A 15,376-nucleotide genomic window follows, 5' to 3' on the forward strand; every position below is an offset into this window, starting at 1 on the left:
GCAAGCGAATGAAGCGCAACATTCCATTCACGGCCCGCAATCCTATATTGCGCTTTATGGAGTCGCTCCGCCCATCCGAACATATTCGCCAACGGCTCGTCGAACGTGTTCGCGCGGTGTTCAACGATGTTGAAGGCGGCGAACAGCCGGTTCCCGTATCCGACGATGCGCTGTTTGCCAAAGATACGCCGATCCGGCTGGTGCATGCCGATGTCGTATCGATGATGATTGGTGGGGTGCGCAGTCTCCTGCTGCAGATGCTTCATCCTCACGCGTTGCAGGGCGTTCTCGATCATTCCAATTTCCGCGCCGACATGCATGGCCGGCTGAGACGGACTGCGCGCTTCATCGCGGTGACGACCTTCGGCCATCGCGATGAAGCCGCCAGAGTGATCGAACGGGTCAATTCCATTCACTCGCAGGTTTCGGGAACTCTGCCGGACGGTTCGGCCTATTCGGCAACTAATGCGCGGACGCTCGCCTGGGTACATGTGGCCGAAGCGACGAGCTTCCTCGAAGCCTATCTTCGCTATGTGCGGCCCACCATGCCATTCGCTGAGCAGGACGAATACTTTCGCCAGTTCGCCGTGATCGCCCGAGCGCTCGGGGCCGACCCCGTTCCCGAGACGAAGAACGAAGCGGAAAAGCTGATGAGAGAGATGCGCGGGGACCTCGCAACTTCACTTGCAGCAAGGGAGATCGCCGAGCTGGTACTGAACCAGAAGCCTAAGGGTGCGCCTCCCGGCGTGCAGGCGGCCCTCGGAACCGCCGTGGTCGACCTGCTGCCACCATACGCGCGGACGTTGCTCGACATCGAGGCGCCGGGCCTTTCAGCCCTGCCCGCGCGGATTGCAGCCCGTTCTGCGGGGCGCACGCTTCGCTGGGCATTCAGGCAGCGATGACATGCAATTGCCGCGAAATCGTTCTACGATGCACGCGGGAGGAGAATTGCCATGTATGTGCAGGGTTTCGTGATCCCCGTTCCGGAAGCGAACAAGGATGCCTATCGCGATGTCGCTGAGAAATTTTGGGAGATCGCCCGTGACTGCGGCGCGAGATCCCAGATCGAATGCTGGGAAGCCGATGTGCCGGATGGAGAAGTCACCGATTTCCGTCGCGCGGTCCACGCGGAGAATGGCGAGAAAATCGTTTTCAGCTGGGTGACCTGGGACAGCAAGGAAGACGCCGACGCAGGTCACGAAAAAATGATGACCGATCCGCGCATGGCAGAGAATTTCGGTGCGCCCGATGGAAGCGACATGCCTTTCGATGGTAAACGCATGATCTTCGGCGCATTCGAACCACTCGTCTGGCAGGAGGCCTGAGCCATGGGAAAGCCCAATCGCCGGGAGAAATCCGCGCTGTGCCTCTGGTTTCGCGAAAGCGCAGAAAATGCGGCGCGGTTCTATTGCTGACTGTTTCCGGATAACGCGGTTCACGCAGTCAACGAGGCACCATCGGACTGGCCCGGCGGGAAGAAGGACGATGTCCTGACGGTCCACTTCACACTTCTCGAGCGACCAGTCGTGGCGATGAAAGGCAGCCCGATGGCGTGCATCTTGCTAGCTGACCGTTTCCGAATCCGCTGGCAGGTTGTGCCCCATATCGTAATGGATGGCCTCGGCCATGATGCAGATGGTCAAGATCGACCACGCAGCGATCGAAGAAGCCATCGCAGGCTAGGCGAAAGCACGGCTCTTGCGTAGCAGTTGATAGGCTTCGACCACTTTCGTCAGGCGCTTCTCGAACTTTCGATCACCGCCGTTACGGTCCGGATGGTAACGCCGAACCAGTTCCGAATAGCGCCGCCGCAAACGTGCCCGGTCGGCACCAATCCCGAGGCCAAGGACTTCGAGCGCTTGCGCCTCTTCACGAGAAAATCGCCCGTCCATTGCCATTTCGGCCTCGCGCCGCGCCTTGCTTTTGATCCCGTTGGCGCGCGAGGAAATCGCGTCGAGCGGATCTTCGAAGTCCGCCCACCGCGGCATTCCGTCGACGCCGCCGGTTGGCCGGAAGCTCGGGCTTTCGGTCCGCCAACCCGATGCCGGTGACTGTGCGGCAAAGATTTCTTCTGCGCTCATTCCTTCGAACCAGTCGTAACCGGCATTGAATTCGCGCACATGCTCGAGGCACATCCAGCGCCACACGCCAGGTCCGTCAAAGCCGTGTCCGCGCGTGCCCGGCGCGCGAAATTCACCCGCTTCGCGGCAGCCCGGCTTCTCGCACAACCGGCTGCCGTCTTCGTATCGTCCGTGGAATCGCGATTGTTTCACGCGGCATAGGATGGGCATGGACAAGCCGGAAGTGAAGCCCCAAGGTATGGTTTATGGCAAATTCGGTCGCACAGGAAATGGAAGCCTTGCTGCGCGAGGCGTTCGCGCCGAGCAAGCTGGAGATCATCAACGACAGCGCGAAGCACTCGGGCCATTCGGGTGACGATGGCAGCGGCGAATCGCACTTTACCATCGTCATCGAAAGCGCTTCCTTTGCAGAGGTTTCGCGGCTCGAGCGACAGCGAATGGTCAATCGCGCGTTGGGGGACATCCCCGGGCAACGGGTTCACGCGCTCGCGATAAAGGTCTCGACACCCGCCTGACCCATGCTGCTTTCACGCACTTACCGCCCGTCCGAAGCGCTCGCTCCTTACGTGCGGCGTTTCTATGTCTTCGAAGCGGAATTGCCCGGCGAGATGGTGATCGAGGATTTCCTTCTCTCGGAAACCGCCTTTGTTCGCTGCCTGCTCAAGGGAGACTGGAAAGGCGAGGTTGCGCCCGGTGAATGGAGCCAACCGGGAAAGACGCTTTTCTTCGGCGCCAACGCGCTGCCGTTTCGGGTGCGCGTGAAAGGCAGCTTTGCCGTAGCCGGGTTCGCGATCAGGCCGAGCGGCTGGAAGGGCCTGTTCGAGGGCTCGCACCGCGAATTTGCCGATCGACTGCTTACGCTTCAGGAGCTTTGGGGCGACATCGCCACTGCGATGCAGAACGGTGTCGAGCAGGCGAGTGACGACGCCGGAAAACTGGCCGCGATGGAGGCGGCGATCCTTGCGCGGCTGGAGGCTGTTGGCTCTTACACGATCGACCCGCAGATGGCCCGGTTCGAAGTCTTCGCCCGCACCGACAGTTCCATCAAGGTCGACGACGCTGCGCGCCAGATCGGCCTCTCCGTTCGCCAGCTTGAGCGGCGCTGCCAGTACACTTTCGGGCTGACCCCGAAGGCGATCCTCCGCCGCAGCCGGTTCCTCGATATGGCGACTGCAATGCGCGGTTTTTCAAGCCCTTCCGATCAGGATCTCGCAGCGCTTCGCTATTTCGACCAGTCGCATATCGCGCGCGAGTTCAAGCGGTTCACCCGGATGACCCCGACCCAGTTCGAGAACGCCATGACCCCGCTGCAAACCGCCGGTCTCAAGCTGCGCGAGGAAAGCCGGTTCGAGGATTAGGAAACCGCTTGCACCGCGCGCGCATGCCATGACACAACGTCCGGCGTGATCGAACAGACCATCACCCCCGTCACCCACGACCTTGGCAAGTTTCAGGTCCGCCGCGCCATTCCGGGCCGCGAGCGCACAATGGTCGGCCCGTTCATCTTCGTCGATCAATTCGGCCCGGCCCAGCTCGATATCGGGGCCGGAATGGATGTTCGCCCGCACCCGCATATCAACCTCTCGACCGTCACATGGCTGTTTGAAGGGGCGATCGAACACCGCGACAGCATCGGCAGCTTTTCGACCATCCGTCCCGGAACCATCAACCTGATGACCGCCGGCCGCGGCATCGTCCATTCGGAGCGCAGCCCGCAGGACGAGCGCGATGCGGGACCGAAGCTAAACGGCATGCAGACCTGGCTCGCGCTGCCCGACGGGCGCGAGGAAATCGACCCGGCATTCGAGGCCAGATCGGACCTGCCTGTCATTGAAGACAAAGGTGCCAGGGCTGTTGTCATCATGGGCGAATTGTGGGGCAGGCGCGCCGCGACCACGACCCATGCCGACACAATCTACGCCGAGATCACGCTTGCTCCGGCCGGCGCGCTGCCAATCGAGATCAGCGCCGACGAACGGGCGCTGATGCTGGTTGGCGGCGAGGCCAGCGTCGACGGCCAGCCGCTCAGCCTTTACGAACTGACAGTGCTCTCACCGGGCCGCAACATGTTGCTCAGGTCCGACAAGGGCGGCCGCGTCATGCTGCTCGGCGGCGAAGCCTTCGCGACCAAGCGCCATGTGTGGTGGAATTTCGTCAGTTCCGACCGCGATCGTATCAGACAGGCGCGGGACGACTGGACACAGGGCCGCTTCCCCACGGTGCCGGGCGACGAGGAGGAATTCATCCCCCTGCCCGATCAGCCGAACACAGTCAGCTATCCGTAAGGAGATACCATGAGTTTCGAAGGACAGGTTGCGTGGATTACCGGGGCGAGCTCCGGCATTGGTGCCGCACTGGCGCGAGACCTTGCGGGACGCGGAGTGCAGTGCATCCTCTCAGGCCGTGACGAAGATCGGCTGAATGCGGTCGCCGCCGAACTGGGCACGGCTTCGCTGATATTGCCGTTCGACGTGCGCGACGACGAGGCGCTGGCGGACGCAACCGCCAAGGCGATCGGCTGGAAGGGACAGGTCGATATCGCCATCGCCAATGCGGGCGTCTCGCAGCGCAGCCGGGCGGCGAAAACCGACATGTCGGTCTATCGCGAGATCATCGCCATCGACCTCACCGCGCAGATCGCTTTCACTCAGGGTCTGATCGGCCACATGACCGGGCGCGGCAGCGGGCATTTGCTGTTCATTTCCTCGATCGCGGGCAAAGTCGGGGTGCCGATGCGGACCGCCTATTGTGCCGCCAAATTCGGCCTGGCGGGCTATGCCGACGCGCTGCGTGCCGAGCTGTCGCAGGACGGGGTCGGCGTGCACGTGATTTACCCCGGCTCGGTGGCGACCGATGTTTCGCGCAACGCGCTCACCTCTGACGGGAGCAAGCGCGGCGTAAGCGACAAGGCGATCGACGAGGGCATTCCGGCAGATGAAGCGGCGAAGACCATGATCGACGCGGTCGCTCTCAACCAGCGCGAGATCATCGTCGCGCGCGGGATGGAAGAAGCGATGGGCGAGCTGCGCCGCACGCCCGACCAGTTGTTCGACCAGGTTTCCGCCATGGTCGCGGCCGGATATATGGACAAGATGGAAGCGGAGAGCTGAGCATGGAACAGCGGCGCGTTACCCTCGCCAACGGGATCGAACTTGATGTGGTCGATGCCGGACCAGCAGACGCACCCGCGCTCATCTTCCTCCACGGCTTCCCTGAAAGCCACCGCACCTGGCGCAACCAGATCGCGCACTTCTCCGATCGCTATCGCTGCATAGCGCCCGACCAGCGCGGCTATCGCGGCAGCTCGAAACCGCAAGAGGTTGAGGCCTATACGCCGGACAAACTCGTTGGTGATGTCTTCCTGCTGGCTGATGCACTGGGCATTCAAAACTTCACCATCGTCGGACACGATTGGGGCGGTGCGATTGCATGGGGTGTCGCTCACGCCGGGATGATGAACGGGCGGGTCACGCGCGCAATCATCGCCAATGCGCCGCATCCGGTGCTGTTCCCCGAATTGCTCTACACCAACCGCCAGCAGCGCGAGGCGAGCCAGTATTTCAGCATGTTCCGCGACCCGGCGAACGATCCGATGATCCGCCAGCATGGCCTCGCCCCGTTGCTGATGAAGGCTTTCGAAGGCAAGGTCGCATCGAAACTGGAGGAAGAGGAGCAAGCCGCCATGCTGCAGGACTGGTCCGACCCCGACGCCGCTTTCGGGATGCTCAATTATTACCGGGCGAGCCCGATAACCGTGCCGCCGGTCGATGCGCCTTACGCGCTACCGGATGATTACACGCCCTACCCGCTGCCGAAGCTCGCTATCCCGACGCTGGTGATCTGGGCGATGGAGGACGAAGCGCTGCCCGCTGCCAATCTCGACCGGCTGGGCGAGGTGATCGAGGACCCGAAGGTGGCGAAAGTCCCCGATTGCGGCCACTTCGTCCAGTGGGAAACGCCCGAGGCGTTCAACGCTGCAATGGAAGACTTCCTGACCGCCACCGAGTAGGCCGATTTGCCGGAATAAGGTGACACGTGTCACCCTGTTGGATTTTCCAAAGTCCTGAAATTGCGTGATTTTCATATTCCCTACAGGGTGACACCACGCGCAGGAACTTTGATTTCGCGCTTCGCCGACCCGCTGCAAGGACCCGCAATTTTTTAATAGCGCGCCGGAGATTAGCGGGCGCCTCGCGTGTAGGAAAATGGTTTCGGAATATCTTGCAGACTGACGCGCGCACAGTCACTCGGCCACACGAACGAGGCTCAGATTGTGAGGGGTCGCTTCACCCTTCCCACTCCACCCACTGGCCGTGCGGGTGCGCGGTGCCTAGTTTCACCCATTCCTCGCCGCCGGGCCAGTAGCGCACGCTCAGTTCGTGGCGATGGGTGTCGCGGTTCGCTTCGAGCGAGACCCACGCGAGCGGGGCGTCGTCGGTTGCCGCCGCGCCGCTGGATTCCATCAGCGTGGTGATCCGGTCGCGTTCGTGCGCGGGGATGTATTGCCACACGACCGAATGCATCACCATGCGAGTGACGCCGTCTTCCTGCGGTTCGGCCAGCGCGTCGGACAGGAAATCGCCCGCGCCGCTCCGCATGATTTGAGGCGGCACGGTCTGCGCCGCTTCGATGGCGGCGTCCATCCGGGCGAACCGTGCATGAAATTCGGGCCAGATATAGGCCTTCAGCCGCAGCGCCTGATCGGGGTCGGTCAGGTCGACCGGAGCAACGTCACAACCCCGCGCGCTGACGATATCGAAGCTGGCCTGAGGCGGCGGATCGCCGCGCCATTCGGGCGACAACTGCATCGAAGCGCGCTCAGGCCCGGCAATCACCCCGCCCAGATCGAACCGATAGCGCTGCATCATGAGATTGATCCCCGCGCTCGAGCCCAATTCGAGCAGCTCGAACTTCTCCGGCAGACCTTCATCGACCAGCCACAGCATGGCAGCGGCAAATGCCCATGACCGCCCCGCCTCATTGGTTTGCGGCGGACTGTCGAGCCATGGCAGCAAGAACGCCTCATGCGTTTCCAGTGCCTGCGCAATGCGGTCTTGCGCATCGGTCGGCTCCAGCCCTTCGTAGATCGGGCGCAACTCCGGCTCGGAGCCGGCAAGGTGCAGCGCGTGAAGACCGCCCGCGACGCGCAGCGGCAGCGCATCGGCCAGAGCCGGCCCGGCCCATTTGCGCACCCGCTCCATCACCACCCCGCCTCGCTCGCTATCAAGCAGGCTGCGCAGCGCAGCACAGACCGAAGCGGTGATCGGCGCGTCGTTGTCGCGGCAATAGGCGACCTGGTTTTCCAGCGAGCGGGCGACCGCTTCGGCCCCGCGCGCCTGCGGGTCGGCCACCACGTACTTTGCCGCTTGCTTCACCATTGCCCTTTGCCCGCCTTCTGCCTATCTGCCCGCACGCTATGCCGACACAGTTGACCTTTGCCATTCCCAAGGGGCGGATCCTCGACGAGGCTCTGCCAGTCATGGCGCGTGCAGGCGTCGTGCCGGAAGATGCGTTTCACGACAAGAGCAACCGCAGCCTGACTTTCGCGACCAACCGCGACGATATGCGCCTGATCCGCGTGCGCGCGTTCGACGTGGCCACTTTTGTGGCGCATGGCGCGGCACAGATCGGGATTGTCGGGTCGGACGTGATCGAGGAATTCGACTACGCCGACCTCTACGCTCCGGTTGATCTCGACATCGGCCACTGCCACTTGTCCGTGGCCGAACCCAAGAACGGCGCCGCCAGCATCGACGGCGCCAGCCACGTGCGTGTTGCGACCAAATATCCCAGCCTCACCCGCCGCCATTTTGAAGCGCAGGGTATTCAGGCCGAATGCGTCAAGCTGAACGGCGCGATGGAAATCGCCCCTAGCCTAGGGATGTGCGGGCGAATCGTCGATCTGGTTTCAAGCGGCCAGACCCTGAGGGACAACGGGCTGGTCGAAACTTCGAAGATCATGGACATCTCCGCCCGGCTGATCGTCAACCGCGCGGCGCTCAAGACCGACCCGCGTGTTGCAGCGCTGGTGGAGGCTTTCCGCGCCGAAGCCGAACGGGAAGCCGCCTGATGCAATTGCTCAAGGCCTCCGCCCCCGGGTTCGAGCGTGCGTTCGCGGCAATCGTCGACGACCGCCGCGAGAGCGACGACGATGTGGCCAAGGACGTGGCCTCGATCCTCGCCGATGTGCGCAATCGGGGCGACAAGGCGCTGGTCCAGCTGACTGCGCGGTTCGACCAGTACACGCTCGACACGCCTGAAAGCTGGCAGATCGGCCCGGCCGAGTTTGCCGCCGCTTACGAGGCGCTGGAAAGCGGACTGCGCGATGCGCTCGATCTCGCGGCGAAGCGGATCACCGCCTATCACGAAGCGCAATTGCCGGAAGACCGCGATTATACCGATGCTGTCGGAATGCGCCTGGGTGCGAAATGGCTGCCGGTCGATGCGGCGGGGCTGTATGTGCCCGGCGGACGCGCGGCTTACCCCTCCTCGCTGCTGATGAATGCCATCCCGGCCAAGGTTGCCGGGGTCGAGCGGATTGTCGCTGTGTCGCCCACTCCGGGCGGCAAGATCAACCCGCTGGTGCTCGCAGCAGCGCATGTCGCCGGGATCGATACGCTGTGGCGCATCGGCGGTGCACAGGCCGTCGCCGCGCTTGCCTATGGCACCGGGACAATCGAGCGCGTCGATGTCGTCACCGGTCCGGGAAATGCATGGGTCGCCGAAGCGAAGCGTCAGCTGTTCGGCGTGGTCGGGATCGACATGGTCGCCGGGCCAAGCGAAATCCTCGTCATTGCCGATGGCACGAACGATCCAGACTGGATCGCCGCCGACCTGTTGAGCCAGGCCGAGCATGATCCGTCCTCGCAATCGATCCTGATTACCGACGATGCCGATTTCGCCTTGCAGGTGGAAGACCGCGTCGACGTGCAAGCCGCGATGCTTGCGACCAGCAAGGTGGCCCGCGCGAGCTGGGACGCACACGGCGTAATCATCGTGGTCGACAAGATCGAAGATGCCATACCGCTCGCCAATCGTCTGGCGGCTGAACACGTCGAACTGGCGGTTGACGATCCCGACGCGCTGTTCGCCCAGCTTCGCCATGCGGGCAGCGTCTTCCTGGGCCGGATGACGCCTGAGGCCGTCGGAGATTATCTCGCCGGGCCCAATCATGTTCTGCCGACCGGACGGCGCGCTCGCTTTGCCAGCGGGCTGTCGGTGCTTGACTTCATGAAGCGCACCAGCTTCCTTTCCGCCGACGACGCCGCATTGGCCGCAGTCGGTCCGGCAGGGATCGCTTTGGCCGAAGCCGAAGGCTTGCCCGCCCATGCCAAATCCATCGAATTGAGATTGCAGAAATGACCTCGCGTTCGCAGGCCCGTGCGGCCGCCCGTCTCGCCGCCGTACAGGCGCTTTACCAGCAGCAGATGGAAGGCACCCCGCTTGCCCGCCTGCTCAATGAATTTCACCAGCATCGCCTGGGCCGCGAGATCGAAGACGATCAATATGCCGAGGCCGATGTCGATTTCTTCGACGATGTGGTGAGCGGCGTCGATGCGCGGCGCGACGAAATCGACGGCAGGCTGGCTGCGAATCTCGCGGATGGGTGGACCCTGGCCCGGATGGACAAGACCATGCTTCAGATCCTGCGCGCCGGTTCGTATGAACTGATGGCGCGGGCCGATGTGACGGTCGGCACCGTAATCAACGAATATCTCGACGTCGCCAAGGCCTTCTTCGACGACCGCGAAGCGAAATTCGCGAACGGCATTCTGGACGCCGTCGCCAAAGAGGTCAGGTGAGCGGCGAGCTGGAATTTATCGCACGCCTGCGCGCCCTTGCGACGCATCCCGCCGCACGCAATCTAGAAGACGACGCAGCAGTTCTGGAGTTCGGCAGCGAAACGCTGGTCCTGACGCAGGACAGCATGGCCGAAGGCACGCATTGGCTGGAAGGCACCGACCCATACGATATCGCCTGGAAGCTGGTTGCGGCGAACCTGTCTGATCTGGCTGCCAAAGGCGCGCAGCCCTTGGGCGTACTGCTGTCCTATTCGCTTGGATCAGATGACGCGCGCTTTATCGAGGGATTGCAGGCCGTATTGGGCCGCTACGACGTGCCCTTGCTTGGCGGTGATACGATTGCTGCCGCCGGGCCCCGCACTCTGGCACTGACAGCGATTGGCCGGGCCACGCATACGCCGCCGCCGTCGCGCAGCGGCGCAAGCGTTGGCGACACAGTCTGGCTCTGCGGGACGATCGGGGATGCCAAGCGCGGCTTTGACGATCTGACCGCCGGCGACCGCGCAGAAGCCATGGGGTTCGCGCGCAGCACGGCGAAGGCGCCAGACCCCTATTTCGTCGAAAAGTTCCTCCGCCCGAAGCCCCTACTGGCCGAAGGAATTGCCTTAGCCCCGGTCGTCACAGCCATGATGGATGTGTCTGACGGGCTCTTCCTCGACGTGCAGCGCATGGCAGTCGCCAGCCGCGTGGCGATCGACATCGACTTCGATGCCATTCCGTTTTCAGCACGCTTCATGCGCGACGCGGCAGAGGGCAATCAGCTTGACGTTCTCAGCCGAGGTTACCCGGTGCGCCGCGCAGCGGCTGGCTGGGGAGATGATTACGCCCTGCTCTTCACGCTGCCGGCCGGCGCAAACCCTCCGGTCGAAGCATCTCGGATCGGACAGGTTCTGCCGCAAGACGAACACAGTCTTCTGATCGGCGGAAAACCGCCGTCACCGGACGAGACGCTCGGCTACGAGCACTGACGAAGCCCGCTTGCGCCAAGGCGTGCAAACCCTGCGATAGGGGCTTGCACGAAAGCGACACGCTTCTATAGCCGTGCCACCTTTCGCGGACCCACAAAAACGGGCCGTTTCCACTCAGAGGATTGGGGGAATTTCGTGACACTCGTACTCATTTCAATCGGGCTTGGTCTGCTCGCCGTGATTTACGGCTTCGTGACCAGCCGTCAGGTTCTCGGCGCAGATGCCGGGAACGAAAAAATGCAGGAAATCGCCGGAGCCATTCAGGAAGGCGCAAAAGCCTATCTGAACCGCCAATATGCCACCATCGCCATGGTCGGCGCAGTCGTCGCCGTGCTGGTCGGCGTGTTCCTTGGCCTGGTTCCGGCAGTCGGCTTCCTGATCGGTGCCATCCTGTCCGGGGTCGCTGGCTATATCGGGATGAACATCTCAGTCAAAGCCAACGTGCGCACGGCGCAGGCGGCATCGAAGGGGCTGCAAGAGGGTCTCACCCTTGCCTTCCGCGCCGGTGCCATCACAGGCATGCTCGTCGCTGGTCTGGCGCTGCTCGCAATCGCTGTGTTCTTCTATGTGCTGATTGGTCCGATGCAGTATGAACCGGCCAGCCGCGAAGTGATCGATGCCCTGGTTGCATTGGCCTTCGGTGCTTCGCTGATTTCGATCTTCGCTCGCCTCGGCGGCGGTATCTTCACCAAAGCGGCAGACGTAGGCGCCGATCTCGTCGGCAAGGTCGAAGCGGGTATTCCAGAAGACGATCCCCGCAACCCGGCCGTGATCGCGGACAATGTCGGCGACAACGTCGGCGATTGCGCCGGTATGGCTGCCGATCTGTTCGAAACCTATGTCGTCACCGTTGGTGCGACAATGGTGCTGATCGCGCTGCTGCTGACCCAGCTGGACGACCTGCTGCTTCCGCTGATGGCGCTCCCGCTGCTGATCGGCGGTGCATGTATCGTGACTTCGATCATCGGCACCTATTTCGTTCGTCTCGGCAACGGCACGAATGTGATGGGCGCAATGTACAAGGGCTTCATCGTAACCGCCGTTCTTGCGGTTCCGCTGATCTACCTCGTCACGCAATATGCGCTCGGCACAGTCGGCACAGGCATGAACACAGTCATCAACGATGGCACGGGCATGGTTCCGTTCACCGGCATGGACTTGTTCTATTGTTCGATCATCGGGCTGCTGCTGACCGGCATCATCATCTGGATCACCGAGTATTACACGGGCACGAATTTCCGTCCGGTACGCTCGATCGCCAAGGCTTCGGAAACGGGCCACGGCACCAATGTGATCCAGGGTCTGGCCATCAGCCTTGAATCGACTGCTTTGCCGACGTTGGCGATTATCGCTGCGATCATCGGTTGCTATCAGATCGCCGGCCTGATCGGTCTGGCATTCGGTGCCACTGCGATGCTGGCTCTTGCCGGCATGGTCGTCGCGCTGGACGCTTACGGCCCGGTCACCGACAACGCTGGCGGCATCGCCGAAATGGCGGGCCTCGACGACAGTGTTCGCGAGAAAACCGATCTGCTCGATGCAGTCGGCAACACCACCAAGGCCGTCACCAAGGGCTATGCCATCGGCTCTGCCGGTCTTGCCGCTCTGGTGCTGTTCGCCGCCTATACCGCCGACCTCAACGCCTATGCCGATAAGCTGGGTCTGGATGTGGTCGATGGCCGTGCGGCGGTGAACTTCAGCCTCGAGAACCCGTTCGTGATCGTCGGGCTGCTGCTCGGCGCATTGCTGCCGTATCTGTTCGGTGCGATGGGCATGACCGCTGTCGGCCGCGCTGCGGGCGATGTGGTCAAGGATGTGCGTGCGCAGTTCAAGGAAAAACCGGGTATCATGGATTACTCGGAAAAGCCTGACTACGCCCGCACGGTGGATCTGGTGACCAAGGCTGCGATCAAGGAAATGATCGTACCGTCACTGCTGCCAGTTCTCGCTCCGATCGTGGTCTACTTCGTGATCAGCTGGATCGACGGACCGGCAAGCGGTTTCGCTGCTCTGGGTGCGCTGCTCCTCGGCGTGATCGTCGGCGGCCTGTTCGTTGCGCTTTCCATGACTGCCGGTGGCGGCGCATGGGATAATGCAAAGAAGTACATCGAAGACGGCAATCACGGCGGCAAAGGTTCGGAAGCCCACAAGGCTGCTGTGACCGGTGACACCGTAGGCGATCCTTACAAGGATACTGCGGGCCCTGCCGTGAACCCGATGATCAAGATCACCAACATCGTCGCCCTGCTGCTTCTGGCAGCACTGGCCGGCGGAGCGGCTTGATCCGACAATCTGCCTGACCTTCGCGGTTCAGCAAGCAAAGACCCCGTCCGGAGCGATCCGGGCGGGGTCTTTGCGTTGGTCGGCCAGCCACAGTGCGTTAAACTTTTCGCAGCCTATCAGCCTTACACAAAGGGGGCGGCACGCATTGCTGCGGAAGACGAAGGTTAACGAATGGCGAGCCAGCCCAGGCCGCAATCGCAAGATCTCGGACCTGCCTCCCGGCCGGTTGCTTCCGCGCACCCTGTTGCCATAACATCGCGCCCTTGGCTGGAATGCACATCGGATGCCGGATTTCTCGCAGACTGGAAGCAACTCGCGCAGAATTGCTGCGAGCCCAACCCCTTCCACGAGCCCTGGGCCTTGCTGCCCGCACTGCGAGAACATGATCCGGCAAGCAGGAGCCAGCTGCTGGTCTGCCGCGCCGGCGACCTGCTGATCGGAATTGTCCCTCTCGTCAGTTCAATGCGCTACTATCGCTATCCCCTGCCCAATCTGCAGAACTGGACCCATGACAATGCGTTCTGCGGCGGCCCTCTGGTCCGCACCGGACAAGAGGACCGGTTCTGGGCGGCATTGCTCGACTGGGCCGACAAACACGCAGGCCGCGCTCTGTTTCTGCATCTCTCGCACCTTGCCGAGGACGGGCCGCTGTGCGCTGCACTGCTGACCAGCGCATCCAGCCAGGGGCGCCCTGTTGCAATCGTGCACCGCGAAGAACGCGCATTTCTGCGATCCGACCTTTCGCCGGATGATTATCTTGCAGCGTCAATGAGCGGCAAAAAACGCAAGGAACTGCGCCGCCAGCATCGCCGTCTAGCCGAAGAGGGCGAACTCACTTTCGAGCGCAAGATTGACGATCGCGGTCTCTCTCGATGGACGGAGGATTTCCTGACGCTCGAAAAAGCAGGCTGGAAAGGCAAGAACGGCTCCGCATTGGCGTGCGACCCGGCAACCGAAAGCCTTTTCCGCAGCACATTGGAGGGAGCAAGCAACGCCGGCAAGCTCGAACGCCTGACCATGCTGATGAACGGCTGCCCCATCGCCATGCTGGCCAATTTTCTGTCGCCGCCTGGCGCGTTCTCGTACAAGACCGCATATGATGAGCGCTACGCGCGCTTCTCCCCCGGGGTGTTGCTACAGCGCGAAAACCTCAAGGTGCTCGGCAATCCCGAGATCCGCTGGAGCGATAGCTGCGCATCCGCCAACCACCCGATGATCGACCGCATTTGGCGCGAAAAGCGCAGTATGGTGCGCGTCTCCGCCGCCATTGGCGGAAAGGCACGGCAGGCACTGTGCCGCCAGATCCTGCGCCGCGAAGCCCCGACCGAAATGGAAGGAAACTAGCTATGGGAGCCCTGCAGGACATCCCCGTTGCTGCGCCGCGAACCGCACCGGTGTTCGATACGCAAGCCAGAGCCAGGTTCGCCGCAAGCTATCCGGAAACACCGCACAAATTGCATCATCGCCTCGGGCTCAATCCATTGCTTGAGCTCGAAGGTCTGGCACAGCTGGCCGGCAAGCTGCCCGACACGTCGATCGAATTCAATCGGGCCGATCTACCCATCGGGGTCGATGGCAAGCCTGATCCGACCGGCTTGTCGATCGAGGATACGATCCGGCGAATTGCATCGAGCAATAGCTGGGCGGTGCTCAAGAATGTCGAACAAGTGCCCGAGTACGAAGGTTTGCTGCTCGAGCTGCTGAACGAACTGCGCGGGGAAATCGAAGCAAAGACAGGCGCGATGATGCGTCCGCAGGGCTTTATCTTCATCTCCAGTCCTGATGCCGTTACGCCTTACCATTTCGACCCCGAGCACAACATTCTGCTTCAGTTGGCAGGGTCCAAGGTCATGACCCAGTTCCCCGCTGGCGACGCGCGCTTTGCGCCTGATGCGGTGCATGAAAGTTATCACTCCGGCGGCGCGCGGGAATTGGTCTGGAAAGACAGCTTCCGCCAGCACGGACGCGAATTTGCCATCGGTCCGGGCGAAGCCGTGTTCGTCCCGGTAATGGCCCCGCATTTTGTCCGCAACGGGCATGAACGCTCGATTTCGCTCTCGATCACCTGGCGCAGCGACTGGAGCTTTGCGGAGGCCGATGCGCGCGGATTCAACCGTATGGTCCGCAAGCTGGGACTACAGCCCGCCGCACCTGGCCGCTGGCCAGCACCAAATGGCGGCAAGGCGATTGCCTATCGCGCGCTCCGGAAACTCGGTCTCACGCGTTGACGTAGCCAACGCTG

Annotated in this window: 16 protein-coding genes; 14 read left to right on the top strand and 2 right to left on the bottom strand. The window is 62.4% G+C overall.

Features of this window, described 5'->3' with window-relative positions; translation table 11 throughout:
• Window positions 1-56 precede the first annotated feature (56 nt).
• On the top strand, window positions 57-902 hold the full coding sequence (locus E0502_RS01030; RefSeq protein WP_137676136.1) for an oxygenase MpaB family protein: 846 nt from the start codon (window positions 57-59) through the stop codon (window positions 900-902).
• Between the two features lie 51 nt (window positions 903-953).
• Entirely contained in the window at window positions 954-1,325 is a 372-nt protein-coding gene (locus E0502_RS01035) for a DUF1428 domain-containing protein (RefSeq protein WP_137676137.1), read from the top strand.
• 354 nt (window positions 1,326-1,679) lie between these two features.
• On the opposite strand, the gene E0502_RS01045 is transcribed toward E0502_RS01035, so the two are convergent.
• The gene (locus E0502_RS01045; protein WP_192895936.1) at window positions 1,680-2,273 is read right to left on the bottom strand and encodes a J domain-containing protein; all 594 of its coding nucleotides are present in this window, start codon (window positions 2,271-2,273) and stop codon (window positions 1,680-1,682) included.
• A 53-nt stretch (window positions 2,274-2,326) separates the two neighbouring features.
• Between E0502_RS01045 and E0502_RS01050 the strand changes: the two genes are divergently transcribed.
• The 5 genes from E0502_RS01050 to E0502_RS01070 are packed head-to-tail and all read left to right on the top strand — an operon-like array spanning window position 2,327 to window position 6,090.
• Window positions 2,327-2,596: a BolA family protein gene (locus E0502_RS01050; protein ID WP_137676138.1), complete on the top strand. Its 270-nt coding sequence runs from the start codon at window positions 2,327-2,329 to the stop codon at window positions 2,594-2,596.
• A 3-nt stretch (window positions 2,597-2,599) separates the two neighbouring features.
• Window positions 2,600-3,439 (top strand): helix-turn-helix domain-containing protein, encoded by an 840-nt coding sequence (locus E0502_RS01055; RefSeq protein WP_137676139.1) that lies wholly within the window; start codon window positions 2,600-2,602, stop codon window positions 3,437-3,439.
• A gap of 45 nt (window positions 3,440-3,484) precedes the next feature.
• Entirely contained in the window at window positions 3,485-4,366 is an 882-nt protein-coding gene (locus E0502_RS01060; RefSeq protein ID WP_137676140.1) for a pirin family protein, read from the top strand.
• Between the two features lie 9 nt (window positions 4,367-4,375).
• Window positions 4,376-5,191, top strand: coding sequence for an SDR family NAD(P)-dependent oxidoreductase (locus E0502_RS01065; RefSeq protein ID WP_137676141.1), 816 nt, complete (start codon window positions 4,376-4,378; stop codon window positions 5,189-5,191).
• A gap of 2 nt (window positions 5,192-5,193) precedes the next feature.
• Window positions 5,194-6,090, top strand: a complete 897-nt coding sequence (locus E0502_RS01070; protein WP_137676142.1) for an alpha/beta fold hydrolase — start codon at window positions 5,194-5,196, stop codon at window positions 6,088-6,090.
• Window positions 6,091-6,367: 277 nt separating this feature from the next.
• Here the strand turns inward: E0502_RS01070 and E0502_RS01075 are convergent, their stop codons facing one another.
• Window positions 6,368-7,459, bottom strand: coding sequence for a DUF2332 domain-containing protein (locus E0502_RS01075; RefSeq protein ID WP_137676143.1), 1,092 nt, complete (start codon window positions 7,457-7,459; stop codon window positions 6,368-6,370).
• A gap of 38 nt (window positions 7,460-7,497) precedes the next feature.
• Between E0502_RS01075 and hisG the strand changes: the two genes are divergently transcribed.
• The 7 genes from hisG (at window position 7,498) to E0502_RS01110 (ending at window position 15,362) form a co-directional block, all read left to right on the top strand.
• Window positions 7,498-8,151, top strand: a complete 654-nt coding sequence (gene hisG / locus E0502_RS01080; protein ID WP_137676144.1) for an ATP phosphoribosyltransferase — start codon at window positions 7,498-7,500, stop codon at window positions 8,149-8,151.
• Window positions 8,151-9,443 carry a histidinol dehydrogenase gene (hisD, locus tag E0502_RS01085; RefSeq protein ID WP_137676145.1) on the top strand — a complete coding sequence of 431 codons (1,293 nt, stop codon included), beginning with the start codon at window positions 8,151-8,153 and terminating at the stop codon, window positions 9,441-9,443. Before hisG ends, hisD begins: the two co-directional genes overlap by 1 nt.
• Window positions 9,440-9,883 (top strand): transcription antitermination factor NusB, encoded by a 444-nt coding sequence (gene nusB, locus E0502_RS01090; protein WP_137676146.1) that lies wholly within the window; start codon window positions 9,440-9,442, stop codon window positions 9,881-9,883. The genes hisD and nusB overlap by 4 nt, the downstream gene beginning before the upstream one ends.
• Window positions 9,880-10,851 carry a thiamine-phosphate kinase gene (gene thiL / locus E0502_RS01095; RefSeq protein ID WP_137676147.1) on the top strand — a complete coding sequence of 324 codons (972 nt, stop codon included), beginning with the start codon at window positions 9,880-9,882 and terminating at the stop codon, window positions 10,849-10,851. Before nusB ends, thiL begins: the two co-directional genes overlap by 4 nt.
• Before the next feature lie 135 nt (window positions 10,852-10,986).
• Complete coding sequence (locus tag E0502_RS01100; protein ID WP_137676148.1) at window positions 10,987-13,134, top strand: sodium-translocating pyrophosphatase; 2,148 nt, start codon at window positions 10,987-10,989, stop codon at window positions 13,132-13,134.
• Window positions 13,135-13,494: 360 nt separating this feature from the next.
• Window positions 13,495-14,478 carry a GNAT family N-acetyltransferase gene (locus E0502_RS01105; protein ID WP_240048803.1) on the top strand — a complete coding sequence of 328 codons (984 nt, stop codon included), beginning with the start codon at window positions 13,495-13,497 and terminating at the stop codon, window positions 14,476-14,478.
• A gap of 2 nt (window positions 14,479-14,480) precedes the next feature.
• Window positions 14,481-15,362, top strand: a complete 882-nt coding sequence (locus tag E0502_RS01110; protein WP_137676150.1) for a cupin domain-containing protein — start codon at window positions 14,481-14,483, stop codon at window positions 15,360-15,362.
• Window positions 15,363-15,376 lie beyond the last annotated feature (14 nt).

Source organism: Parerythrobacter lutipelagi, assembly GCF_005434975.1.
Lineage (GTDB): Bacteria > Pseudomonadota > Alphaproteobacteria > Sphingomonadales > Sphingomonadaceae > Parerythrobacter_A > Parerythrobacter_A lutipelagi.

Coding starts and splice junctions, on each gene's coding strand:
- E0502_RS01075 (WP_137676143.1), bottom strand. CDS start 7,459: ATGGTGAAGCAAGCGGCAAAGTACGTGGTGGCCGACCCGCAGGCGCGC.
- E0502_RS01030 (WP_137676136.1), top strand. CDS start 57: ATGGAGTCGCTCCGCCCATCCGAACATATTCGCCAACGGCTCGTCGAA.
- E0502_RS01070 (WP_137676142.1), top strand. CDS start 5,194: ATGGAACAGCGGCGCGTTACCCTCGCCAACGGGATCGAACTTGATGTG.
- hisG (WP_137676144.1), top strand. CDS start 7,498: ATGCCGACACAGTTGACCTTTGCCATTCCCAAGGGGCGGATCCTCGAC.
- E0502_RS01055 (WP_137676139.1), top strand. CDS start 2,600: ATGCTGCTTTCACGCACTTACCGCCCGTCCGAAGCGCTCGCTCCTTAC.
- E0502_RS01050 (WP_137676138.1), top strand. CDS start 2,327: ATGGCAAATTCGGTCGCACAGGAAATGGAAGCCTTGCTGCGCGAGGCG.
- hisD (WP_137676145.1), top strand. CDS start 8,151: ATGCAATTGCTCAAGGCCTCCGCCCCCGGGTTCGAGCGTGCGTTCGCG.
- E0502_RS01035 (WP_137676137.1), top strand. CDS start 954: ATGTATGTGCAGGGTTTCGTGATCCCCGTTCCGGAAGCGAACAAGGAT.
- nusB (WP_137676146.1), top strand. CDS start 9,440: ATGACCTCGCGTTCGCAGGCCCGTGCGGCCGCCCGTCTCGCCGCCGTA.
- E0502_RS01110 (WP_137676150.1), top strand. CDS start 14,481: ATGGGAGCCCTGCAGGACATCCCCGTTGCTGCGCCGCGAACCGCACCG.
- E0502_RS01065 (WP_137676141.1), top strand. CDS start 4,376: ATGAGTTTCGAAGGACAGGTTGCGTGGATTACCGGGGCGAGCTCCGGC.